Raw genomic sequence first — 21,912 nt, 5'->3', positions numbered from 1 at the left:
CCCGCCTTGCTGGCCGGCGGCGGTGGTCAGCAGCGCTTCCCAGATACCGCCGGCCAGCAAGGCGGGGTCGGCCTTGGAGCCTGCGGCCTGCAGCGCCTGGAAGGCGGCGATCATGCCCAGAACAGTGCCGAGGAGGCCCAGCAGGGGGGCGATAGTGGCAATGAGTTCGAGCGCGCCGAGGCCGGTGGCGGCGCTGGCCAGATGCAGCTTGGCGACGCGGGCGGTTTCCTCGCGGGCGCGGTCCTCCGGCAGGCTGGCGGTGGCGTTGAGCGCGGCGACGACCACGCGGGAGCGGATGCCGCGCCGCCCTGCGGTGATGTCCAGCGCCTCGGCGCGGTTGCCGAACTCAAAAGCGGTGACAGCGCGGGCGGCCTTGCCGCGGGACCAGGCGCCGATCAGGGCCAGCCGCCAGATCTTCCACAGGATCAGCGCCAGGGTGATGACAGACAGGGCCGCGATGGCCCAGATCGAGGGGCCGCCGTCGCGCAGGAAGTTCAGCGCTTTGGCAGAGGCATCGCCCGCCATCTGCGCCAGTTCGGGCTGGGCGGCGGGCGGTTCAGCCGCGGGCTGCGGGGCAGAGGAGGCTGCAGGGTCCGCGACGGGGGTATCTGCGTCTGACGGAAGGGTTGGGGCCGGGGCAACCGCGGCTGTCGGCTCTGGCGCTGTTCCGGCGGCGGCGGGCGTGTCTGCGGTGATGGTAGGGACCGGGGCTGCCGGGCTTTCCTGAGCCGCGGCAAAGGGGGCCATGAGCAGAAGGGCAGCCGCGGCTGCGGGCAAACGAAGGGTCATGGACCGGTCTCCAGCCAGAGGCGCCGCGGGGTGCGGCGTCAGATTGTCGGGATGGCTGGGCGGCCCCTGAGGGAGCGGGGAATGCCTTGCTGCAAGCGTCTCAGGGGGAAACGCGGGGTCACGGGTAGGAAAACCAACCCGTTTTGTCAAGATTATCGGGTCAGGCGGCGTCTGACTGCCAGGTCATGGCCTCAAACTCCTCGCGGAAGGCGAAGCGGATGAGGTGGCGGTCGATGATGTCGCGCGCCTCGGCCAGGTCAGCTACATCCGGCGCAGTGACTTCGGCAGTCAGGGTGTTTTCTGTGGCCTGCAGGGTGGCCGGGCCCATTCCCAGCGCGATGGTGCCGCGGGTGCCGTCGTGGTCCACGGGCACCTTATGCGCAAAATGTTTGCACAGCTGCTGCAGGTATTTGGAGGCGTTCGGGGTCTCAAAATGGCCCTGATCGGTGAGCATGTTGTAATCCTTAGTGTTTTACTCAGATTGCAGCACAATAGCGCGCCGCAAGCCTGCCGCAAGCGGAAAACTGGCGCGCATTTTGCCGCCAGGGCGTGAATTTCGCTGCTGACAAGCGGGGCCTGGATGCGTAGAAGGGCCAGGCTGCGGTGCAGGCAGGATCCGCGCCCTTGCCCTTGTTAGACTCTGTTTTAAGGGCTTCGGGCGGGCGGATACGGCGACCCACATCTCAAGCGGTTCCACGAAAATCCTTGAGAGGCCTCCACAATGTTCCGGGCTTTTGAAAATCTTGTCGATCCCTTTGCGCCGGCCCATCAGGCGCCGCCGCGGGCCAATTTAAGGGCCTATCTGGCGCAGCAGCTGGGGCCCTACCGAAAATGGCTGCCGCTGATGTTTGCCACCGGCGTTTTGACCGCGCTGATGGAGAGCGGGCTGATCTTCTATTCCGGCCGGGTGGTCGATCTGATGGCGGAGACCGGCGCGGGCGCGTTCTGGGACGCGCATGGCACTGAGATGCTGCTGGCGCTGTTCTGTGTGCTGGTTGTGCGGCCGTCGCTGGTGGGGCTCAATCACCTCTTGCTGGAGCAGACGCTGTCATCGAACCTGCAGGAACAGGTGCGCTGGCAGGCGCACCGGCATCTCTTGGGGCAGTCGGCGGGGTTCTTTCAGAACGATTTTGCCGGGCGGCTGAGCAACCGGGTGATGCAGATGGGGCCTGCGGTGCAGGACAGCGTGCATATGCTGTTCGAGGCGGTGCTGTTTGCCGTCACCTATATGATCGGCGCGGTGGTGGTGCTGTCGCAGATCGACTGGCGGCTGGCGGTGCCGCTGGTGGCCTGGGTCGGGCTTTATGGGCTGTATGTGCGGCACACCGCGCTGAACGTGGCGGCGACGGCTGAGAAATGGTCCGATGCGCGCTCTGCCGCGACCGGGCGGATTGTCGATGCCTATGGCAATATCGAGACGGTGAAGCTGTTTGCCCGCGACGGGCAGGAGCAGGCCTATGCGCTGTCGGCGCTGCGGCGGCTGCGGACGCGGTATCAGCGGTTTCTGCGGATGATGACGCGGCTGGCGTTCGGAAGCATTGCCATCAACGGCGTGCTGATCCTGATCGTGGTGGCGCCTGCCATCTGGCTGTGGATGCGCGGGTCTGTCAGCGTTGGCGAGGTGGCGGCGGTCTCGGCCCTGACGATCCGGCTCAACGGCATGAGCGGCTGGATCCTGTGGGTGACGATCCGGCTGTTTGAGAACATGGGCGTGATCCGCGAAGGTCTGCGGTCCTTGTCGGCCGCGCATGAGGTGACGGATGCGCCGGCGGCAAAGCCGCTGGAAGTGGCCCATGCCGAGGTGCGGATCGAGGGGCTGCGGCACCATTACGGCAACACGGCAGGCGGGGTGAACGGCATTGATCTGCATATCCCGGCGGGTCAGCGGGTTGGCATCGCCGGGCCTTCGGGGGCGGGAAAATCGACCCTGATCAACCTGCTCTTGCGGTTCCGCGACCCGGAGGGCGGGCGCATCCTGATCGACGGGCAGGACATCCGCGGCGTGACGCAGGAGAGCCTGCGCAGCCGGATCGGGGTGGTGACGCAGAACACCTCGCTCATTCATCGCTCGGTGCGGGCCAATATCATGTACGGCAACCCTGGTGCCACGGAGGCAGAGATGATTGCTGCCGCCAAGCGGGCGGAGGCGCATGAGTTCATCATGGGCCTGCGCGACCACGCGGGGCGGACCGGCTATGACGCCCATGTGGGGGAACGCGGCGTGGCGCTGTCGGGCGGCCAGCGGCAGCGGATCGCGATTGCGCGGGTGGTGCTGAAGAACGCGCCGGTCCTGATCCTGGATGAGGCGACCTCGGCGCTCGACAGTGCGGTGGAGGCAGCGATCCAGAAGACTTTGCTGGACGTGATGCAGGGCAAGACGGTGATTGCGATTGCCCACCGGCTGTCGACGATTGCGCAGATGGACCGGATCGTGGTGCTGCAGGAGGGGGAGGTTGCCGAGGACGGCAGCCCTGCCGACCTGCTGGCGCGGCAGGGGGTCTATGCCGGGCTGTGGCAGCGCCAGGCGGGCACGGCGGAGCGGGTGGCGGAGATGGTGTGATACTGAGGCGGGAGGCCTAGACGCCCGCCATCAGCACATCCACCGCACGGGTGATCAGGTCGCCCTGATCCGCAACAGAGCCGGTGCGGCGCAGGCTGGCGCGGCGCACCGCTGCGATCAGCCGGGTTGCCAGGATCAGGCGTTGGCCCTTGTGCGTGATTTCCGGGTTCAGGTGCGTCACGGCCGGGTAGTTTGCCAGCAACGGAATGACAACGACGGACGGGTCGGGCGGCAGCAGATCGCTTTCGATCACGACCATGGAGATACCGTTGTATTCCGCGACGTCGAAGCGGGTCAGTCCTTCCACGAGGTTGCCCCTGGCGCAGTCATGATGTCAGCCAGCGGGTGGCCGTGCTGTTCGTGCCAGTCGGATTGCGCGGCAAAGGCATCGGCGTTTTCCTTCAGCCACTGCTTACGCCGTGCCTCGGCAACGGCCTGCATCAGCGCGGTCTCTGCCACTGCGGAGACGTTGATGCCGAGAGCCTTGGCGCGGTCCAGCGCCTGCGCATCCAGGGTAAGGGAGGTCTTGCGTTTGGCGGTGGCGGTCATGAGGATATGCTCCGGTGTTATACCGCCAACATATACCGTCCGAGTATATATCGCAAACTCCGGTGCGCCTTGCGGGGCGCACCAGGTGCCAATTTGGCAAGGTGCCGACAGTCAGACGGCCTCTGCCGTTTCTGGCATGTCGCTTTGGGTTCGGGTGCGAATCTGGACGATATCGCTTTTTAGAGTCTGAAAAACCGCATCCCCGAACCATTCCAGCGAGGCCTCGCAGGCGGGATCCTGGGCTAATTCGGCCATCAGGGTGCTGTAGTCATAGGCGCCTTCGAACAGCGGCACCATGCCGTCGCGGCTGCCGGCGGCGCTGTAGACGTTGCCGGGGGCAAAGACGTCCAGCCGGTTGCGGGCGGAGACGTTTTTCAGGTGGTAATGGGCGATGCGGGGCAACAGGATGCGGCGGGCCTCCACCGGGTCGTCGCCGCCTTCCCAGACGTGCAGCGCGTCGAAGTTGATGGCGAGCGCGTCGTGGTCCGTGGCGTCGATCAGATCGCAGGTCGCCGTTAGCGAGTCGGCGAGGGTGCCGGGATGGGTTTCGACCAGCAGTTTCAGCCCGTGATCCGCGGCGATAATGCAGGCCTCGCGCAGGGCGCGGGTGGTTTGGCGGCGTTCGCCGGCCGTGGCCTCGGCGCTGGCCTGCTGGCCTGCAAAGGTGCGCATCTTGGCCGCGCCCCAGGTGCGGGCCTGGGCGCAGAGGGCCAGGGTGCGGTCGCGCAGCAGGTCCGGGTCATGCAGCGGCAGGTAGTCGCTGATCATCGGCACCGACAGGCCCTGCGCCGCCATCCATTGGGCGTTGTGAATGGCCAGCGGCGATTGGTTGCGCGCGTGCACGCCCCAGAGCTCGATGCCCTGAAAGCCGTTGTCGCGGGCCCAGAAGGCAATGTCCTTGAGCCCGATCAGCTGGTGGCGGAAGGAAATGGTGCAAAGCGAGATTTTCATGCCGGAACCTCCTGCGGCTGGGGGCTGGCCGGGCGGCAATTCTGGGCTGGCAGGTTGATGGCACACCAGGTGTCAAACTGGGCGTGCAGCGCCGATTTGATGGTGAATTCGAGCTGGTCCAGCGCATCCAGCGCCGCGAACAGGTCGGGGATCATGGCGCGGTCGCCTGTATGGGCGATGCGGGCGGCCAGGAAATGCAGGCTGCGGAAGCCCTCGCAGAGCGCCTCCACCCGGTCGCATTCGGCGTCGAAGGGTTCAAACGCGGTGTCCAGCTCCTGCCAGAAGAAGGCAAAGGCGTGCTCGTAGGCGTATTTGCGCAAGGAGAGCACCGGCATTTCCCGCACCGCGCGGCCGAGGTCCGCCAGCGCCAGCGGGCGGGCGGGGTCGCAGTGGTAGCTGAAGATCCGCCGCAGGGCGGAGGTCAGCAGGTTGTCATCGGCGCGGAAGGTTTCAGTGAAATAGGCGGCCAGATCCGGTGCCTGCGGTGCCTGCGCATCGCCGCTGTTCAGGATGTATCCGCCTGCCACCGTCGGCTGCGCCATCGCGCTCAGGATGGTCTCGCGCGGCAGGTCGCCGCGCCAGCGGTAGTCCGGGTCATAGAGGTGCCAGAGGTCCGGATCATCGGTCAGTTCGATGATGACGTAATGCGGAAAGGGGTTCTGGTTGTACTTGTTCTCGCGCTCCGGCAGGTGGAACATGTCGAGGAAAACCACTAGCTGCGCGTCATCGGATTTGGTTGAGAGGAGCTGTTCGAAGCGGATCAGGTTCTGCTCCTTGGTCTGGCTATGGTCGTACCATTCGCGCACCGGGATGTTGTAGAGCCGTTCGACCCAATCGGCATAGAGGTCCTGGGTGATCTCCTCGCTGTGGTAGGCGAGCTGCATCGCAGGCGTCACTGCAAAGCTGCTGTCCCAGGTGCCGAAGTAGAAGGGGCGGAAGTTCAGGTGCTCATGCCGCCGGATCGCGGCGCAGAGACAGCTGACGAAGCAATGCACGGTGATCTCGCTGGGGGCGGGGGCGGTGTCTGCCTGCGGCGCGGGCTCTTCGCCCAGCAGCATCCGGATCAGCCCGTCGACGGTGGCGAAGTCATCCTTGGACAGCTCGCGCTCGGGCATCTCGATGCCGTGGTCGGTTTCCAGATGCAGCATCAGGTTGATCAAGATCACCGAGTCGATGTGCAGGTCGTCGTTCAGCACCGACTGGGCGGAGAAGTTCTGCATATGCGGGTTGGCAAGCGGGCCGGAGAGGGTCTGGCGGATTGCCTCGAGGATATGGTCGTAGGTCATGCGTCTGCACTCTCCGGTGTGAATTTCGCGGCGATTTCGCGGCGGCTGATCTTGCCGTTGGCCTGGCGGGGCAGGGCAGGCAGATGCCGGATCAGGGCGGGCTGCTGGTAGTCCGCAAGCGCTGCGCGGCAGGCCTGGCGGATGGTGTCTTCACTTGCGGTGCCTGCGTACAGGAGGCCCGCGCGGGCGCCGGAGTGCGGGTCGGGCAGGCGGAAGGCGACGGCGTCACTGACGCCGGGCAGGGCCATGACGGCTTGTTCGATGTCCTGCGGATAGACGTTGAGGCCTGCGACGTTGATCATGTCATCGGCGCGGGCGGTGAAGACCAGCATGCCGCTGTCATTGAGGTGGCCGAGGTCGCCGGTGTCGATCGTCTGCCCGGCGATGGTGATGCGGATTGCCTCGGGATTGCTGCTGCACCCGGCGGCCAGGGCCACATGCGGCAGCGGCTGGCCGACGTCATAGGGGTTTTGCAGATCCTGGTTGATGGCGACGCAGCCACCCTCCGAACAGCCGTACTGCTGGAACAGATGGGTTGTGCGGGTGCGGATCATCTGGAACCAGGCCTCTGGCAGCACGGTGCCGGAGGTGTTGGCGGCGTAGAGGCGCTGACCCTCGGGCAGGAGGTGGGCCAGCGTGTGCAGCATCGCAGGCGAGGTATAAAGCAGCGGCTGATCGGTTTCGCGCAGGCGGCGCAGGATGTATTTCGGGTTCAGGCTGTCGAGCACCACCGGCACATGGCCGCGGTGCAGCGCCACGAAGACGCCGGCAATCAGCCCGTAGGAATGGGTGACGGGGCAGGCGATCACCGGTGTCATCGCGGCGCTGGCGGTGAAGAAGGCGGCGTAGCTTTCGACCTCTGCCGCGATTTCCGCCCAGCTGCGGGTGATCACCTTGGCCGCACCGGTGGTGCCGGAGCTCATCTGCACCAGCACGCCGCCGCGCGGGGTGCTTTCCGCTTGCGGCAGGGCGGTCTGTTTCAGCCCGTCGCTGAGCATCACGTCGCAGCCCGCGGCCTGCGCCATGGTGCGGGCGGTTTCCGGCGGGATGCCCGCGTGGATCGGGAAGACGCCGGCGCCTTGCGCGCGCAGGTACAAAAGCGCCGAAAGCGCGGCGCCGGCGTTCTGCATGTGCAGGCCGTAGCGGTGCGCGGCGGGATCGCTCAGTACGCGGTCCAGCCGCGCGGCGAGGTCCGAGGGGTCGATGGTTGTGTCGTTCAGAACAAACATGGCGGTTATCCTTTTCCGGTGGCCAGGGCATTGGCGATCAGGTGGCCGTGTTGCGGATTTTCAGGCTCTAACTTGCGGGAAATCAGGCTTTCGGCGCGGATCTGGGGGGTGAAGGGGGCGAAGGCGGCCTGGCGCTGCTGCAGGCCGTGTTCCGACGCGTAGCGGTCCAGACGGGTGCGGATCCGGCGCCAGAAGGTGGCCTCTGCCAGCCCGTAGTGGCGCTGCAGAAGGTCGGAGAGGTCGGCGAGGTTGAAGACAAACAGCGTGTCCATCACCAGCCAGCGCAGTTCTTCGGCGCTGGACATGCGGTGGAATCTGTCCGGCGGTGCGTCCGCATAGACCGGGTCGATTTGGGCGAGGTCCGGGCATAGGTCCGGATGCGACAGCAGATCCGGCACGTATTCCAGGCTTTCGTGGAAGTCGCGGGCGATGAGGCCCGCGGGCCAGCCGTTTTCATGGTGCAGGATCAGGTTCTGTCCATGCGCCTCCAGACCGATGCCATGCGCCACCATCAGGTGCCAGACGGGAAGCACCGCAACCTCAATCAGCCGGGCGAGCCAGGCGTCCAGGCCGTGGGTTTCGATCCAGGGGGCAATCAGGGGGGTGCCGTCGGGCTCGGTCAGGGCAAGGGCATTGAACGGCATCATCTGGTCTGCGGGCAGGCCAAGCGCTTCGGGGCTTTGCCGCCAGATCGCGGCCAGATGCCCGTCGAGCGCGGTGCCGCGGCCGGCGGTGATGGCGGCGTATTCCGGCAGGATGGTCAGCAGGTAGCGGCTGGTGAACAGCGGGTCGCTGTCCAGCACCTGCGCCAGCCAATTGGAGATTGCCGGGGCGACGGCGACTGATTCCGGCGCGAGGGTGCGCAGCGAGGAGGTGTTGCGCATCGCCATCGCGGTTTTCACATGGGCGCGGGCGGGGTCTGCGGCGTTCATCAGGGTGCGGATTGACTGGGTGGCGCGGCAGGGGGTGCCGACGGGGCCGGCGTCTGCAAGTTGCCCGGATGCGCGCCACCTGTTGAACTGCGGGTCCGATTGCAGCTTGGCGTGCTGCCAGGGGTGCAGGGGCAGCAGGCGGAAGCTATCCAGAGGCGCGCCGTTCTGCTCTGCCAGGGCGGTGATGCGCTGCCGTTCTTGCCGGCCCAGTTCGCGTTCCCAGAAATCCGGCGAAGGCAGCACCTGCTGCACCAGAGACTGGTGGAGCAGCACGCCGGCCAGGCGGAAGGTTTCGCCGCCCTCCGGCCCGTAGGCAAGGTGGTCGGCGTCGGTGAACCCGCTGCGGGCCTTGTAGCAGGGGTGATAGGGGTGGCCCTCGTGCAGGGCGGTTTCAAGGGCGGAAATGCCCAGACGGTGCCGCCGGGTTGCGGCGGGGATATGCAGCGCGGTCAGGTCGCTGAGGTGTTCGGTGTGCTGAAGATCGGCGCGCAGGATGTCCAGCGCAGGCGAGGGGTCGGCCACCGCAGTCAGCACGTCTTCGGTGCTGGCGGGGCGCCATTTGGTGCTGTCATGGATCTCGATGCTGCCCTCCTGCAGACGGTAGCGGCCAAAGGCGCCGCGGCGGCCGCGGGCGCGGAATTGGCTCTGGCGGAAGGACCAGATGAGGGTCTGGCTGCGGTCCAGTTGCAGCGATGCGGCCCAGCCCTCGCTGAGCAGCGCCTCGCACAGCTGGCGCAGCACGCGGGGGGCGGAGGTTGCGCGGCTTACGGTCTCATGCAGGGACATCGGCGCGCTCCTGCAGGGAGTGAGCCTGTGTCGCGGCGATCGGGTTCGGCATCTGCAGGAACAGGCCTTCTTGCGCGTCTGTTTCCAGCTCATCCATGTTGCGGGCGCGGGTCAGCAGGTTGGCCTTGGCGCTGAGCGCAGGGGCGGTCAGCAGGTAGCGGGCGAACTCTGCCCCGGCGCCGCTGAGACGGCTGGCGGCCAAGGCCAGGCGGCGATGCAGTTGCAGCAGCAGCGCGGGCTCCGGCACCAGCCCGTCGCAGCCGATGCGGCGGATCACGGCGAAGATCTGATTGACCACCAGGTAGTAGGCCATCCTTTCGTTGATGTGGGCACGCGGGTAGACCAGGGCGGGCTGGTCCGCCAGCGACGGTTCCAGCGCGCTGAGGCGGGGCAGGGCGTCCTCGGCGATGAAATAGCCCTGGTTGTCGCGGTAGTAGCCGCGCGACGGCAGGCCGGTGCTGAGGTCCAGCAGGCTGTTCTGCTGGTGCGCTTCCAGCGCGATGCCGTGGCGGTCGTAAAGGTCCAGCACCGGGTTGAGCATGCAGGTGAGATAAGCCTCGAACCACAGGCGGGAGGTGTCTGCCGGTGTCTCGCCGTGGTCGGCTGCCAAGCGCTGGATGAGGCTGGTGAGCAGCGCGGTGCGGCCCGGCAGCGGGTCGGCGGTGAGGGCGGCTAGGTTGTAGACGCCCTGGCCCGCGGTGCTCATGAAGGGGTTTTCGCGGAAGATCACCTCAAAGCCGCTTTCGCTGCGGCCCGGCAGGGTCAGGGTCAGATAGGCCGGGTCGTTGAGGATGCTAAAACGCGGATGCAGGCTGTCTGCGTCCAGATGGTTCAGCAGCCGTGCCATTGAGACGCCGGTTTCCAGCTCATTGTGCTTGGTCACGCGCAGGGAGTTGGTGAGCCGCACGGGAACCGAGAATTTCAGCATCCAAGGGCAGTTTGCTGCGTAGAGCGTGCGCAGGGAGGAGGTGGCGGCGAAGGGGCTGCCGGCCTCGCCCAGATCGCGCAGGCGGCCTGTTGCCAGCAGCGCCTGCACCGCCGGGTCGAGCCGCAGCATCTGCGCTTGCAGCGGGTGGGCGGGGATCAGCACCTCATCAGGGCGCAGCCGGAACGCGCCGTCGAGGCCGGGGATCTGGCGGAGCATGTCTGCGGCGGGCAGATTGGCGGAGCCTTCTGTGACAAGTGTCTTGTCCGAGGCAAAGAAGGTGAGACGGAATTCACCTGCGTATTCAGGTGCATAAGCCGTCTGCTGCCAATTGGTCAGCCCGTCGCGGCTTTTGGGGGTGGGGTGCAGCCAATGGCCGAAGGTGAGCGCCTGTTCGGCGCTGAGGAAGCCGTCCGGTTCGGGTGAACCTGCGTGGCGGCGCAGGTTCTGCTCGATCCCGGCGTTGCTGTTAAAGAGGCCGCGCAGGAATTCCGGCAGCTGGCCCGCATCGCGGGTGTTGAGGCGGGCGAAACACTCCTGCGCGATCAGGGTCAGGACCTGCACCGCGGGGGCGGAGTGCCAGGTGCTGGAGGTATCAAACAGGATCTGCGCCGGGCCGAAGGTGTGCGGGCCAGTGTCGGAAAAATAGGTGATCCTTAGCCGCAGCCGGGCGGGGATGTGGCTGAGCGGGATCTCCACCGTGCTGCGGTCATCGGCCAACACGGCGCTGCCGGGGGTCATTTCGCGCAGATAGGTGTTGAGGAGCGCCTGAAGCGAAGCGGCCTGCGCGGCGGTGGCGGCGCAAGGGATGCTTTGGTGGAGGCTCATCACTGGCCTCCCGTCAGGGGGCGGGCAGGGTGCATGGGGTCTTCCCGTAGCCGTGCCGCGGCGCAGGCGGACCCCGGCGGTGCCGGGCCGTCGTGCCGGGTCTGTTTTTGACAGGAACTAGCGGGAAGCTGGCTGCGAAGCGGCGCGGGCAAAAGGCTGGCCGCCGGCTGTGAAGGTGCCTTCACGCCCCGTACTTAGCCTGTGCGGCGGGACGGGGAAAGGGATTTCTGAGTATTTTAGTGAGGTTTGCGGCTTCCGGCGGAGAACCGCCGGAAGCCGCGAGGTCCGAAGCTGCCTCAGAATTTGAGCGTGGCAACAACAGAGATGTTGCGGCCCGGTTCGTTGAACGCAGTGATCGTCGAGGAGGTGTATTCGGTGCCATAGGTGGCGCGGTCGGCGTAGGTCTTGTCGAACACGTTGTCGATCCCGGCGCGGATGGTCAGATTGTTCAGCGACGGCGGGCTGTATTCGGCAAAGAGGTTCAGCACCCCGTAGCCCGGCTGTTTCTGGGTGTAGGTTTCGCTGACGCCGTTGTCGTTGGACAGTGCCGCCTCGACGCTGCCGCCGACAAGCAGGTTCATGGTGGGGATTTCCTGCTGCACCTCAAACGCCAGCACCTTGCCGATCGGGGTGCCGGAATCGACCAGGTAGAAGCTTTCCGCCGGGCCGCCGTTGAACGACACATCGCTGTTGTTCATGGTGAAGCGGGCGAAGCCGCTGTCCCAGCCATAGGTGGCGGCGATGTTGAAACCCTTGCTTTCGAAGTCGTTGCCACCTACGGCACCGGCGCGGGAGACTTCGCGGACGTTGTCGATATTGGTCTTGAACAGCTCACCGCCCAAGGTCCAGTTGCCGCGCTGCCAGTCGGCACCTACGACGATGTTCCTGGCGCGTGAGGACTGCAGGTTCGAGTAGTCCCACGCCTGGTAGAACAGGAAGTTGTCCTCCAGATCATAGCCGCCGAAGACGTTGGAATAGCCAGCCCGCAGCGACAGGGAGTCGGTCAGATCATAGACCAGCGACAGGTTGCCGCTTGCGCCGGAGGCTGAGCCGGTGAAGGCGGTGCCGGATTGGGCGAAATCCTGGCCGGTGAAGTCCTGCCAGTCATAGCGCAGGCCTGCGGAGACGCTGAGCCGGTCGGTGGGTTCCAGCCGGGCTTGGGCGAAGATGCCGATGTTCTTGCTTTCTTCACCGGTTTTGCCGTTGGTCCAGGTGGCGTTCACAGAGCTTTCGCGCTCCTGGTAATCCACCCCGGCGGTGATGGTGTTGCTGTCGGACAGGTGGAAGTCGTTCTGCAGCGTCAGCGAATAGGTGTTGGAGCTGGTCGCAGTGGAATCGCCGAACGGGTCGGAGGGGCGGTCGACGTTGATTTCCGAGAAGCCGAGGGTTGCCGACGGATCCCACAGGCCGGTCTCATTGCCGCTTTCATAGCGCAGCGAGGCGATGCGGCGCTTGGTGTAATAGGGCGCAAAGCCGCGGCTGCTGGCGCCGAAGTTGGGCTGGAAGTTGCGGATTTCATTGTCCTGTACTTCCTGCAGCGACAGTTCGATGCGGTCGCCCTGATCGCCTTCATAAGCGAATTTCAACAGGCCTGCGGTCAGGTTCGCGCCGGAGCCGGTCACCTCGAGGCCGTCGCCGTCCTCGAAATTGTCGCCGGTGGAGCGCTTGGCGTAGCCGAGGATTTCAAAGCCGCCGCTGCGCCCCGCAAGCGTCAGCGAGCCCTGGGCGGTGTTGCCGTTGCTGGAATAGGACAGGCGGGACTGGCCGCCGAAGGTTTCGCCGTCTTCCAGGATGTCCCCGGCGTCGATGGTTTCCATCACCACCCGGCCGGCCAGCGCGCGGGGGCCGGCATCGGCGGGGGCAACGCCGGGGTCGACGCGCACCGATTTCATCAAGCCGGGGTCGAAGGCGTTGGCGCTGACGTGGTGGAAGGTGCGGTTGTTCTGGCTGACGCCGTCCACCTGCACCGCGAGGTTCAGCATGTCGACGCCGTTGACGAAGATCTTCTGCGCGATCGGAATGCCGCCGCCGACGGAAACCGAGGCGATGCCTGCAAACAGGTCCTTGAGGTCGCCCATTGCGGCGCGTTCGATCTCGGCGTCGGCCACATAGATCGAGGTTGCGCGGTCGGCGGCGTTGCCGATGGGGTCGCGCTGTTTGACCACGATGGGGTCGAGCGACAGGACCTCGTCTTCCTCGGCCAGCGCGGCGGAGGCGGTGATGAGTGTGAGCGCGGTGCTGCAGAGCAGCCCGGACAGGCGGATGCTGGAAGTTCGTGCCATGATTAACCCGTGTTCTTGGAGCTGTTAGCTTGGGTTAAATCCTGGCTTGCCTTTTCAAAGGCTTGGGCCTGATAGGGAGGTGCTGCGCCTGGCGCAAGGGGGTATTATTGAGTAAATTAGTTCGTTATGCACTGTTGCAGTTTTGCCGCGCAAGCGATGCGGCCGGAAACAGATGCCCCCGGCCGCGGACGCGTTACTTGGCCGCTGCGAAAGACATCAGCGCATAGGTGATCTGGGCGGTGGTGAATTCCGACACCCGGCTGTCCTCGGTCGGTGCCAGCTCCACCACGTCGCAGCCTGCCAGATTGCGGCCCGCAAGGGCGCTGCGCACGATGTTGAGCGCCTGGTAGTAGCCGAGGCCGCCGGGGACGGGCGTGCCGGTGGCGGGCAGGATCGCCGGGTCCAGCCCGTCGACGTCAAAGCTGACATAGACATCCTGCGGGAAATCATCGGGCAGGGTCACGGAGTGGATGTTGCCGGTAACCAGCTCTTCTGCGTCGATGGAGATCACGTTGCAGGCGGCGCGGCGGTCGACCTCTTCCTGGCTCATGGCGCGGACCCCGTACTGGGCGATGCGGATTCCGTCTTCCTCTGCCAGCAGCTGCATCACCGAGGCGTGGGAGTGGCGTTCATCCTGATAGGCCTTGCGCAGGTCGGCGTGGGCGTCGATCTGGACGATGCCCACGGGGCGCCCCAGCGCGCGGGCAACACCGCGCACTGCGCCGTAGCTGAGCGCGTGCTCGCCGCCCAATGTCACCGGAACGGCGCCAGCGGCCACCGCGGCCTCGGTGCGGGCGGCGATGCGCTCCATCACCTGGGGCAGGGGGCCGGTGCAGTCGACGGCGTCTTCGGTCACGATGCCCGCGGCGCAGGGTTCTGCGTCGCGGTAGAGGCGTTCCAGCTCGACGCTGGCTTCAAGAATGGCCTCCGGGCCGCCCTCGGTGCCGCCGCCGTAGGAGACGGTGCGCTCCAGCGGCACCGGGATCACCCGGAAGCGGGCGGTGGCGGGATCGCGTTCGGCGTCGCTCAGTTCGCCTTCGAGGAAGTAGGTCATGACAGGCGGTCCTTGAAATCGTCATAGGAGGGGGTGCGCAGGAGTTTCAGCGCGTCGGTATCGGAGTTCCACAACGCAATCGCGGGCAGGGGAACGCCGTTGAAGGTGTTGGTCTTGACCATCGAGTAATGCGACTGGTCGAGGAAGGCGATGCGGTCGCCGGGCTGCGGCGGGGTGGCAAAGCCGTAGTCGCCGATCACGTCGCCCGCGAGGCAGGACGGGCCGCCGAGGCGGTGCGGCGGCACGTCCGAGACTTCGCCCAATAGGTCGGGGCGGTAGGGGGCCTCAATCACGTCGGGCATGTGGCAGGTGGCGGAGATATCGGTGATTGCCAGCGGCATGGCGTTTTCCGCCACATCGAGAATCTCCCCCACCAGGATGCCGGAATGCAGCGCCACGGCCTCGCCCGGCTCGATGAAGACCTCAACATCGTAGGTTTCGCGGATGTGGCGGATCAGGGCGATCAGCCCGTCGCGGTCATAGTCCGGCATGGTGATGTGGTGGCCGCCGCCGAGGTTGATCCATTTGAGGCTCGACAGGCGGTGGCCCATCTTCTCTTCCAGCGCGGCGAAGGTGCGCTGCAGCGGTTCGAACAGCTGTTCGCAGAGCGTGTGCATATGCAGGCCCTCGACGCCCTCCCAGTCCTGATCGCTCAGCTGCGACACCGGCGTGCCGAGGCGCGAGCAGGGGGCAGTAGGGTCGTATTTCTCGTTCCAGCCCTCGGAATGCTCGGGGTTGACGCGCAGGCCGATGGAGATGTTTTCGCCGCCCGCGCGGGCCTCTGCAATCAGCGGCGCAAAGCGGCGGTGCTGGGCGGGGGAGTTGAAGATCAGGTGATCCGACAGGCGGATGATTTCCGGCAGGTCGTCCGCCTTGAAGCCCGCGGAATAAGTGGTGACCTCGCCGCCGAATTCCTCGCGCGCGAGCCGCGCCTCGTAAAGGCCGGAGGCGCAGGTGCCGGACAGGTAGCGCCGCACCAAGGGGGCGACGGCAAACATCGAAAACGCCTTGAGCGCCAAGAGGACGTTGGCGCCGGAGGCATCCGCGACCTGTTTCAGGATCGTCAGGTTGCGTTCGACCGCAACCTCGTCGACCACAAAACAGGGGGAGGGCACACGGTGCAGGTCGAAGCGGGCAAAGCTGTCGGTGGAGAGCGCTTTGATGTCCATGGCGAGGTCTTTCGTTGCGGCGGGAACGGAAAGGGCCGGCTTCTGAAGAAACCAGCCCGACATGTCTGGCCGCGGGCAGTGGATGCCCGCAGCCGGTGTTTTGGAGCGCTTAGAACTCCGGGTGGCCTTCCAGCTCGACCACCTGCCAGGGCAGGCCGTCAGTGTTCAGCATGTCCATGAAGGCATCCGGGTCCAGCTGTTCGGTGTTCCATACACCCGGCTCGCGCCAGGTGCCGTTCATCACCATCGCGGCGCCGATCATTGCAGGTACGCCGGTGGTATAGGCCACCGCCTGGCTGCCGACTTCGGCATAGCATTCCTCGTGGTCGCAGATGTTGTAAATGTAGTAGGTCTTCTCTGCGCCGCCGTCCTTGGCCGGGCCGGTGATGATGTCGCCGATGCAGGTCTTGCCCTTGGTCAGCTCACCCAGTTCGGAGGGGTCCGGCAGCACGGTTTTCAGGAACTGCAGCGGGATGATTTCCTGGCCGTTGTGGATCACCGGCTCGATGCTGGTCATGCCGATGTTCTGCAGCACGGTGACATGGTTGATGTAGGCATCGCCGAAGGTCATCCAGAAACGGGCGCGCTCAATCTCCGGGAAGTGGGTCGACATCGACTCCAGTTCCTCGTGATACATCAGGTACATGTTCTTCTTGCCCACGGCGGGGAAGTCGAACTCGTACTTATGGGTCATCGCCGGGCTTTCGATCCAGGCGCCGTTTTCCCAGTGGCGGGCCGGAGCGGTGACTTCGCGGATGTTGATTTCCGGGTTGAAGTTGGTGGCAAAAGGCTTGCTGTTGTCGCCGCCGTTGCAGTCCAGCACGTCGATCAGGCGGATGCCCTCCAGCTTGTGCTTGCGCACCCAGGTGGCCATGATCGAGGTGACGCCCGGGTCGAAACCGGCGCCCAGAATCGCGGTCAGGCCTGCATCCTTGAAGCGCTCCTGATAGGCCCACTGCCATTTGTATTCGAACTTGGCCTCGTCCTCGGGCTCGTAGTTGGCGGTATCGAGGTAGTGAATGCCGGCCTCCAGGCAGGCGTCCATCAGCACCAGGTCCTGATAGGGCAGGGCCAGGTTCACCAGCAGCTCGGCGCCGGTTTCCTTGATCAGCGCCACGGTGTCGGCGACATTCATCGCGTCCAGCTGGGCGGTGCGGATGGTGACGCCGGTGCGTTCCTTGACGTTGGCCGCGATGTCCTCGCATTTGGAGACCGTGCGGCTGGCCAGGGTGATCTCCTTAAAGATCTCCGGGTGCATGGCCATCTTGGTGACCGATACGGATCCGACGCCGCCGGCGCCAACAACCAGAACCTTTTCCATGTGTTTTTTCCTTTGCAGATGGGGCCGGGGCCCCGGTGTTCCGATGTGCCCCTGGGTGGTCAGCCGGGGGGCGGCTTCAGTCGAAATAGGTGCTGCCGGCAAGGCTGTCCTTGTAGGCGGCAATCATCTGGCGGCGCTCCGCGGCGTTGACCTTGCCGGATTTCACGGCGCGTTCCACCCGCTTGCGGAAGGTTTCCAGGCACTGGCGCGGGTCGTATTCGACATAGGACAGCACCTCGGCGATGGTGTCGGCCTCGGTCTCGTGCTCGATATCAAAGCCGCCCTGGCCGTCCAGAGAGATGGTGACCACGTTGGCATCGCCAAACAGGTTGTGCAAGTCGCCGAGCGTTTCCTGATAGGCGCCGACAAAGAACACGCCGATCAGGTAATGCTCATCCTCGCGCAGGTCGTGGACCGGCAGGGCGTTGGAGGTGCCGTCGGCCAGGATGAAGTGATCCAGCTTGCCGTCGCTGTCGCAGGTGATGTCGGTGATCATCGCGTTGCGGGCGGGCATCTCGTTCAGGCGCTGCAGCGGCATCATCGGGTGCAGTTGGTCGATCGCCCAGACATCCGGCAGCGACTGGAACAGCGAGAAGTTGCCCTGGTAGTGGTCGGTGAAGGCGCCAAGGGCGCTGGCGGCCTCTGTCAGGCTGTCGTCGCCGCGGGCGGCGGATTTGAACAGGCCCGCCAGATACAGGAAGCCCTGTTCGGCGCGCGACAGCTGCGCCAGCCCGATCTGGCCGCGGCGGAACAGCGCCCGCAGCTCATCCCGGTAATAGATCGCGTCGTTCAGCGCCTCCTGAAAACGCGGCGCGCCGATGTAGGCCTCCACCGCCATCAGGTCGGAAACCAGGTGATGGTCGTCGGGCTGCACGTCCGGTTTCTGCGGCGCGTCATAGAGCGTGGCGCCCAGCACCTCGAAGATGAAGATCGAGGAATGCGCCACCACGAAGCGGCCGCTTTCGGTGACGATGGTGGGGTGGGGCAGGCCCGCCTCATCCAGCGCGTAGCGGATGGTCTCGACGATATTGGTGCAGTATTCGTTGACGGTGTAGTTGACCGAGTTGTCGTCCGGCCGGCGGGCGCCGGTGTAGTCGACGCCCAAGCCGCCGCCGAGGTCCATGTGGGTCAGCGGCGCGCCCATGCGGGTCAGTTCGACAAAGAAGCGGCAGGCCTCATCCGCGGCGCGGCGGATGTCGAAGATGTTGGGCACCTGGCTGCCGAGGTGGCTGTGCTGCAGCACCAAGCAGTCGAGGAAGCCGCTGTCGCGCAGCCGGTCCATCAGGGTCACAAGATCATGGGCGCCAAGGCCGAAGGTGGAGCGGTCGCCGGAGCTGGCCTGCCATTTGCCGGTGACGCGCTCGGTCAGCTTGACCCGCACACCCAAGAGCGGGCGGATGTCCAGATCCTCCGCCACCCGGCGGATGATGTCGAACTCGTCCAGCGTCTCAATGACGATAACGGTGTTGTGGCCCAGCTTGCGCGACAGGATCGCCAGCCGGATAAAGGCCTCGTCCTTCGATCCGTTGCAGATCAGCAGCGCGTCTTCGGGCAGGGGCTGAGACAAGGCAATCATCAGCTCCGGCTTGGAGCCTGCCTCCAGCCCGTAGTTGAATTTCTGGCCCGCGGCCATCAGGTGGCCGATCACCTCAGCCTGCTGGTTCACCTTGATCGGGAACACGCCGCGGTACTGGCCCTTGTAGCCCGCAGCTTCAATCGCGCCGTTGAAGGCGTCATGCAGCTGGTTCAGCGACTGTTCCAGGAACTGATGCACCCGCAGCACCACAGGGGCGGAAATGCCGCGCGCCTCAATCGCCGCGATTACCTCCGGCAGCGGGGTCGGCTTGGCGTCCGGGTCCTGCGGCAGGCGCAGCGCGACGGCGCCGTCCGGGGTGACCTCCAGCATGCCGCTGCCCCAGGCGTCGAGGCCATAGAGGCCCTCATAGGTTTCGCCGCCGCTCATCGGCTTTGCGCCTGTGCCGGGCGTTTCGGGAAATCGGAGAGGGGGAGCCGGTGCGGCATCGCGGGGCCTTTCTGTCCAGAGTTCGAGGGGGCTGGGAGGTGCAAAGCTGACGGTTCGGTTCGAAGCCTTATCAGGTGCAGGACCGTGCGGTGGCCGCCTCCTTACAATCGGTGTTTCGCTGCATCAAGAGGTTTTCTGCAGGCAGGCCGGTGATTTGCGCGCCTTCGCCGGGCGGGCGCATCCGCTGGCTGCCGCGGGGGCAGCGAAATGGTGCGTCTGGACTTTTGCAGCATGTGCCGGTAAGCCCCCCTTGATTTTCAGCAAGCCTTCCAAGCCAGCCGAAGTCCATCTCATCAGAGGACAGGAAATGGCACATTGGAAGGTTTTGCAACTGGCGGCGCCGGTTTTTTTCGCCCTGGCGGGTGCGGCATCGGCGCAAGCGGTTGCGGTTGAGACCGCAAGGGGCAGGGTGGAGCTGCCTGAAATCCCAGAGAGAATCGTGGTTCTGGACGTGGCTGCGGCGGATACGCTGGGTGCGCTTGGGGTTCAGCCCGTGGGCCTGCCTGCCGAGATGTTCGTCAGCTATCTGGACGGCCTGCAGCAGGGTGCAGACTCGGCCGGCACCCTGTTTGAGCCGGATTTCGAGGCGATTGCCATGCTGGCGCCGGACTTGATCGTGGCGGGCGGGCGGTCCTCCACGCAAGTGGAGCCGCTGGCGGAGATTGCGCCGGCCATCGACATGACGATCTGGGGCACCGATCTGGCAGAGCAGGCGCTGGCGCGGCTGCGCAGCTATGGACAGCTGACCGGGCGCGAAGACCGGGCGGCGGAGCTGGAAGCAGCGTTCAACGCCAAGCTGGCAGAGGCCAAGGCGGCAGTGGCCGGGCGCGGCGATGCGCTGATCGTGATGACCAACGGGCCGCGGGTCTCGGCTTATGGGGCGCAGTCACGGTTCGGCTGGCTGCATAAGGCGCTGGACCTGCCGGAGGCGGTGCCGGATCTGGATGCGCAGACCCATGGCGAGGCGGTGTCGTTCGAGTTCATCGCCGCCGCAGATCCCGACTGGCTGATCGTGGTGGACCGGGCCGTGGCGCTGGGGCAAGGCAATCAAGCCGCCGCGGTGACGCTGGACAACGCGCTGGTGGCGGGCACCAAGGCCTGGGCCGCGGGGCAGGTGATCTATCTGAACGCCGCCAATATCTATGTGGCGGGCGGCGGTATCCAGTCGATGACGGCCACGCTGGAGGAAATCCAGGCCGGGTTTTCGCAGGGCGTCAAAGCGGGTGGCTGATTTGGCCGCCCCCAATACGGCTGCGCCGCGCCGCTGGCTGCTGCTGGCGGCGGTGCTGCTGGTGCCGCTGGCACTGTTCAGCCTGCTGGTCGGGGCCGGGCCGTTGCCGCTGGACACGCTGCTGAGCGACCCGCAGGCGCTGCGGGTGCTGGCGGTCAGCCGCATCCCGCGCACTGCCGCAGTGCTGCTGACCGGTGCCGCGATGGCGGTGGCAGGGGTGATCATGCAACTGCTGGTACGCAACAGGTTTGTCGAGCCGGGCACCACCGGCACCAGCGAGGCGGCGATGCTGGGCCTGCTGGCGGTGACGCTGCTGGCGCCGGGCGCACCGATTTTGGTCAAAATGCTGGCCGCCGCTGGGGCGGCGCTGGCAGGCACTGGTGTTTTCATGCTGCTGGCGCGGTGCATCCCGCCGCATCAGGTGCTGCTGATCCCGCTGTCCGGGCTGGTCTATGGCGGGCTTCTGATGGCGGTGGCCACCTTCATCGCCATCGAGGGCGAGCTGCTGCAGTACCTTGGCGTCTGGATGAGCGGTGAGTTTTCCGGCATCCTGGCGGGGCGGTATGAGCTGCTGTGGCTGGCGGGCGGGCTGGCGCTGCTGAGCTACTTTGCCGCCGATCAGTTCACCATTGCCGGGCTGGGGCGCGATGTCAGCCTGAACCTGGGCCTTCGTTACGGGCAGGTGCTGGGGTTTGGCATTGTCACCGTGTCGCTGGTGTCGTCGCTGGTGATTGTGACGGTGGGGATGCTGCCCTTTATCGGCTTGGTGGTGCCCAATCTGGTGTCGCGGCTGATGGGCGACAACCTGCGCGAGAGCCTGCCCGTTGTGGCCGCCGCCGGGGCCGGGCTGCTGCTGGTCTGCGATATCCTGGGACGGCTGCTGCGGTATCCCTATGAGATCCCGGCCGGCACCGTGTTCGGCATCTTCGGGGCCGCTGTGTTCCTGTACCTTCTGCTGGGGCGGCGGGCGGGTGGCTGACCGGCGGCTGATTGTTCTGGGCTGCCTGCTGGCGGCGGCGGCGGCGCTGTTCCTGTTCTGGGGCTTGCGCGGCCCGACCGCCTATATCCTTGAGCTGCGGCTGGTCAAGCTGGCGGCGCTGCTGGCGGTCGGTGCCTCTGCCGGGGTGGCGACGGTGCTGTTCCAGACCATCAGCCAGAACCGCATCCTGACGCCCTCGATCATGGGGTTTGATGCGCTGTTCCTGCTTCTGCAGACCGGGCTGGTGGCGGGGCTGGGGGCTGCGGGCGCCAGCCGCATTTCCGGCCTTCCGGGGTTTGCGCTAGAGACCGCGGTGATGCTGGGTGCGGCGCTGCTGCTGTTCACCAGCCTGCTCAGCCGCACCCGCCACGATATCCAGCTGATGGTGCTGGCGGGCGTGGTGCTGGGGGTGATGTTCCGCACCCTCACCGCACTTTTGCAGCGGCTGATGGAGCCCTCGGAGTTCACCATGGTCGAGGCGCGGATGTTTGCCCAGTTCAGCGGCATCGACCGCTCGGCGCTGATGGCGGGGTTGGGGCTGATGGCGCTGGCGGCTCTGTGGCTGGTGCGTCATCACCGCGTGCTGGACGTGGCCGCTCTGGGCCGCACCCCGGCACGCAGTCTTGGCGTGGCATATGACGGGTTGCAGCTGCGGGTGCTGTGCCTGATTGCGGCGCTGGTGTCGGTTGCGACCGCGCTGGTGGGGCCGCTGGCCTTCCTTGGCCTGCTGGTCACCAGCCTTGCCCACAGCCTGATGCAGAGCCACCGCCATGCGCTGCTTTTGCCCGCCGCCGCCCTGATCGGCGCACTGATCCTTGTGGCCGGGCAAACGGTGTTCGAGCGGCTGCTGCATCTGCAATCCACCCTGGCTGTTGTCATCGAGTTCTGCGGCGGGTTGTTGTTCCTGGTCCTGCTGGTGAAAGGAAAAATCCGGTGATTGATATTTCAGGCCTGAGCTATGGCCCCGCAGCAAACCCCATCCTGCAAAACGTAAGTGCTGAAATCCCGGCGGGGCGGG

At 65.8% G+C, this 21,912-nt stretch carries 18 protein-coding genes; 4 read left to right on the top strand and 14 right to left on the bottom strand.

Going from position 1 to position 21,912, the window contains the following annotated elements; all coding sequences use genetic code 11:
- Positions 1–789 (bottom strand): MotA/TolQ/ExbB proton channel family protein (locus RA21_RS21695; protein WP_039152670.1); only part of this gene is annotated, 789 nt, incomplete at its 3' end.
- A gap of 160 nt (positions 790–949) precedes the next feature.
- Positions 950–1,243 (bottom strand): DUF2218 domain-containing protein, encoded by a 294-nt coding sequence (locus RA21_RS21690; protein ID WP_039152659.1) that lies wholly within the window; start codon positions 1,241–1,243, stop codon positions 950–952.
- Positions 1,244–1,510: 267 nt separating this feature from the next.
- Between RA21_RS21690 and RA21_RS21685 the strand changes: the two genes are divergently transcribed.
- Positions 1,511–3,349, top strand: coding sequence for an ABC transporter ATP-binding protein (locus RA21_RS21685; protein WP_039152657.1), 1,839 nt, complete (start codon positions 1,511–1,513; stop codon positions 3,347–3,349).
- A 16-nt stretch (positions 3,350–3,365) separates the two neighbouring features.
- Here the strand turns inward: RA21_RS21685 and RA21_RS21680 are convergent, their stop codons facing one another.
- The 12 genes from RA21_RS21680 to speA form a co-directional block, all read right to left on the bottom strand.
- The gene (locus tag RA21_RS21680; RefSeq protein ID WP_039152655.1) at positions 3,366–3,656 is read right to left on the bottom strand and encodes a CcdB family protein; all 291 of its coding nucleotides are present in this window, start codon (positions 3,654–3,656) and stop codon (positions 3,366–3,368) included.
- Positions 3,644–3,898, bottom strand: coding sequence for a type II toxin-antitoxin system CcdA family antitoxin (locus RA21_RS21675; protein WP_039152654.1), 255 nt, complete (start codon positions 3,896–3,898; stop codon positions 3,644–3,646). The genes RA21_RS21680 and RA21_RS21675 overlap by 13 nt, the downstream gene beginning before the upstream one ends.
- A 111-nt stretch (positions 3,899–4,009) precedes the next feature.
- A complete protein-coding gene (locus RA21_RS21670; protein WP_039152652.1) occupies positions 4,010–4,849 on the bottom strand; it encodes a sugar phosphate isomerase/epimerase family protein in 840 nt (279 codons plus the stop codon).
- Entirely contained in the window at positions 4,846–6,135 is a 1,290-nt protein-coding gene (locus RA21_RS21665) for a DUF6005 family protein (RefSeq protein ID WP_039152650.1), read from the bottom strand. Before RA21_RS21665 ends, RA21_RS21670 begins: the two co-directional genes overlap by 4 nt.
- Positions 6,132–7,364, bottom strand: coding sequence for an AMP-binding protein (locus RA21_RS21660; RefSeq protein ID WP_039152648.1), 1,233 nt, complete (start codon positions 7,362–7,364; stop codon positions 6,132–6,134). Before RA21_RS21660 ends, RA21_RS21665 begins: the two co-directional genes overlap by 4 nt.
- Before the next feature lie 5 nt (positions 7,365–7,369).
- The gene (locus RA21_RS21655) at positions 7,370–9,082 is read right to left on the bottom strand and encodes an IucA/IucC family protein (protein WP_039152646.1); all 1,713 of its coding nucleotides are present in this window, start codon (positions 9,080–9,082) and stop codon (positions 7,370–7,372) included.
- A complete protein-coding gene (locus RA21_RS21650) occupies positions 9,069–10,835 on the bottom strand; it encodes an IucA/IucC family protein (protein ID WP_052257745.1) in 1,767 nt (588 codons plus the stop codon). Before RA21_RS21650 ends, RA21_RS21655 begins: the two co-directional genes overlap by 14 nt.
- Positions 10,836–11,131: 296 nt before the next feature.
- Positions 11,132–13,117: a TonB-dependent receptor plug domain-containing protein gene (locus RA21_RS21645; RefSeq protein WP_052257744.1), complete on the bottom strand. Its 1,986-nt coding sequence runs from the start codon at positions 13,115–13,117 to the stop codon at positions 11,132–11,134.
- A 193-nt stretch (positions 13,118–13,310) separates the two neighbouring features.
- On the bottom strand, positions 13,311–14,171 hold the full coding sequence (gene speB / locus RA21_RS21640) for an agmatinase (protein ID WP_039152643.1): 861 nt from the start codon (positions 14,169–14,171) through the stop codon (positions 13,311–13,313).
- On the bottom strand, positions 14,168–15,340 hold the full coding sequence (locus RA21_RS21635) for a carboxynorspermidine decarboxylase (RefSeq protein ID WP_039152664.1): 1,173 nt from the start codon (positions 15,338–15,340) through the stop codon (positions 14,168–14,170). Before RA21_RS21635 ends, speB begins: the two co-directional genes overlap by 4 nt.
- A 109-nt stretch (positions 15,341–15,449) precedes the next feature.
- Positions 15,450–16,661: a saccharopine dehydrogenase family protein gene (locus RA21_RS21630; RefSeq protein ID WP_039152641.1), complete on the bottom strand. Its 1,212-nt coding sequence runs from the start codon at positions 16,659–16,661 to the stop codon at positions 15,450–15,452.
- A 76-nt stretch (positions 16,662–16,737) separates the two neighbouring features.
- Complete coding sequence (gene speA, locus RA21_RS21625; protein ID WP_039152638.1) at positions 16,738–18,624, bottom strand: biosynthetic arginine decarboxylase; 1,887 nt, start codon at positions 18,622–18,624, stop codon at positions 16,738–16,740.
- 367 nt (positions 18,625–18,991) lie between these two features.
- Between speA and RA21_RS21620 the strand changes: the two genes are divergently transcribed.
- The 3 genes from RA21_RS21620 to RA21_RS21610 are packed head-to-tail and all read left to right on the top strand — an operon-like array spanning position 18,992 to position 21,831.
- A complete protein-coding gene (locus tag RA21_RS21620; protein ID WP_039152663.1) occupies positions 18,992–19,915 on the top strand; it encodes a siderophore ABC transporter substrate-binding protein in 924 nt (307 codons plus the stop codon).
- Entirely contained in the window at positions 19,908–20,894 is a 987-nt protein-coding gene (locus RA21_RS21615) for an ABC transporter permease (RefSeq protein WP_082009030.1), read from the top strand. Before RA21_RS21620 ends, RA21_RS21615 begins: the two co-directional genes overlap by 8 nt.
- On the top strand, positions 20,887–21,831 hold the full coding sequence (locus RA21_RS21610; protein WP_039152636.1) for an iron chelate uptake ABC transporter family permease subunit: 945 nt from the start codon (positions 20,887–20,889) through the stop codon (positions 21,829–21,831). Before RA21_RS21615 ends, RA21_RS21610 begins: the two co-directional genes overlap by 8 nt.
- Positions 21,832–21,912: the final 81 nt, after the last annotated feature.

Source organism: Leisingera sp. ANG-DT (genome assembly GCF_000813785.1).
In the GTDB taxonomy this organism is placed as follows: Bacteria; Pseudomonadota; Alphaproteobacteria; order Rhodobacterales; family Rhodobacteraceae; genus Leisingera.
The sequence above is the reverse complement of the archived record's forward strand: the minus strand, read 5'-3'. Positions and strand labels throughout refer to the sequence as shown.

Coding starts and splice junctions, on each gene's coding strand:
- RA21_RS21690 (WP_039152659.1), bottom strand. CDS start 1,243: ATGCTCACCGATCAGGGCCATTTTGAGACCCCGAACGCCTCCAAATAC.
- RA21_RS21685 (WP_039152657.1), top strand. CDS start 1,511: ATGTTCCGGGCTTTTGAAAATCTTGTCGATCCCTTTGCGCCGGCCCAT.
- RA21_RS21675 (WP_039152654.1), bottom strand. CDS start 3,898: ATGACCGCCACCGCCAAACGCAAGACCTCCCTTACCCTGGATGCGCAG.
- RA21_RS21670 (WP_039152652.1), bottom strand. CDS start 4,849: ATGAAAATCTCGCTTTGCACCATTTCCTTCCGCCACCAGCTGATCGGG.
- RA21_RS21665 (WP_039152650.1), bottom strand. CDS start 6,135: ATGACCTACGACCATATCCTCGAGGCAATCCGCCAGACCCTCTCCGGC.
- RA21_RS21660 (WP_039152648.1), bottom strand. CDS start 7,364: ATGTTTGTTCTGAACGACACAACCATCGACCCCTCGGACCTCGCCGCG.
- RA21_RS21655 (WP_039152646.1), bottom strand. CDS start 9,082: ATGTCCCTGCATGAGACCGTAAGCCGCGCAACCTCCGCCCCCCGCGTG.
- RA21_RS21650 (WP_052257745.1), bottom strand. CDS start 10,835: ATGAGCCTCCACCAAAGCATCCCTTGCGCCGCCACCGCCGCGCAGGCC.
- RA21_RS21645 (WP_052257744.1), bottom strand. CDS start 13,117: ATGGCACGAACTTCCAGCATCCGCCTGTCCGGGCTGCTCTGCAGCACC.
- speB (WP_039152643.1), bottom strand. CDS start 14,171: ATGACCTACTTCCTCGAAGGCGAACTGAGCGACGCCGAACGCGATCCC.
- RA21_RS21635 (WP_039152664.1), bottom strand. CDS start 15,340: ATGGACATCAAAGCGCTCTCCACCGACAGCTTTGCCCGCTTCGACCTG.
- RA21_RS21630 (WP_039152641.1), bottom strand. CDS start 16,661: ATGGAAAAGGTTCTGGTTGTTGGCGCCGGCGGCGTCGGATCCGTATCG.
- speA (WP_039152638.1), bottom strand. CDS start 18,624: ATGAGCGGCGGCGAAACCTATGAGGGCCTCTATGGCCTCGACGCCTGG.
- RA21_RS21620 (WP_039152663.1), top strand. CDS start 18,992: ATGGCACATTGGAAGGTTTTGCAACTGGCGGCGCCGGTTTTTTTCGCC.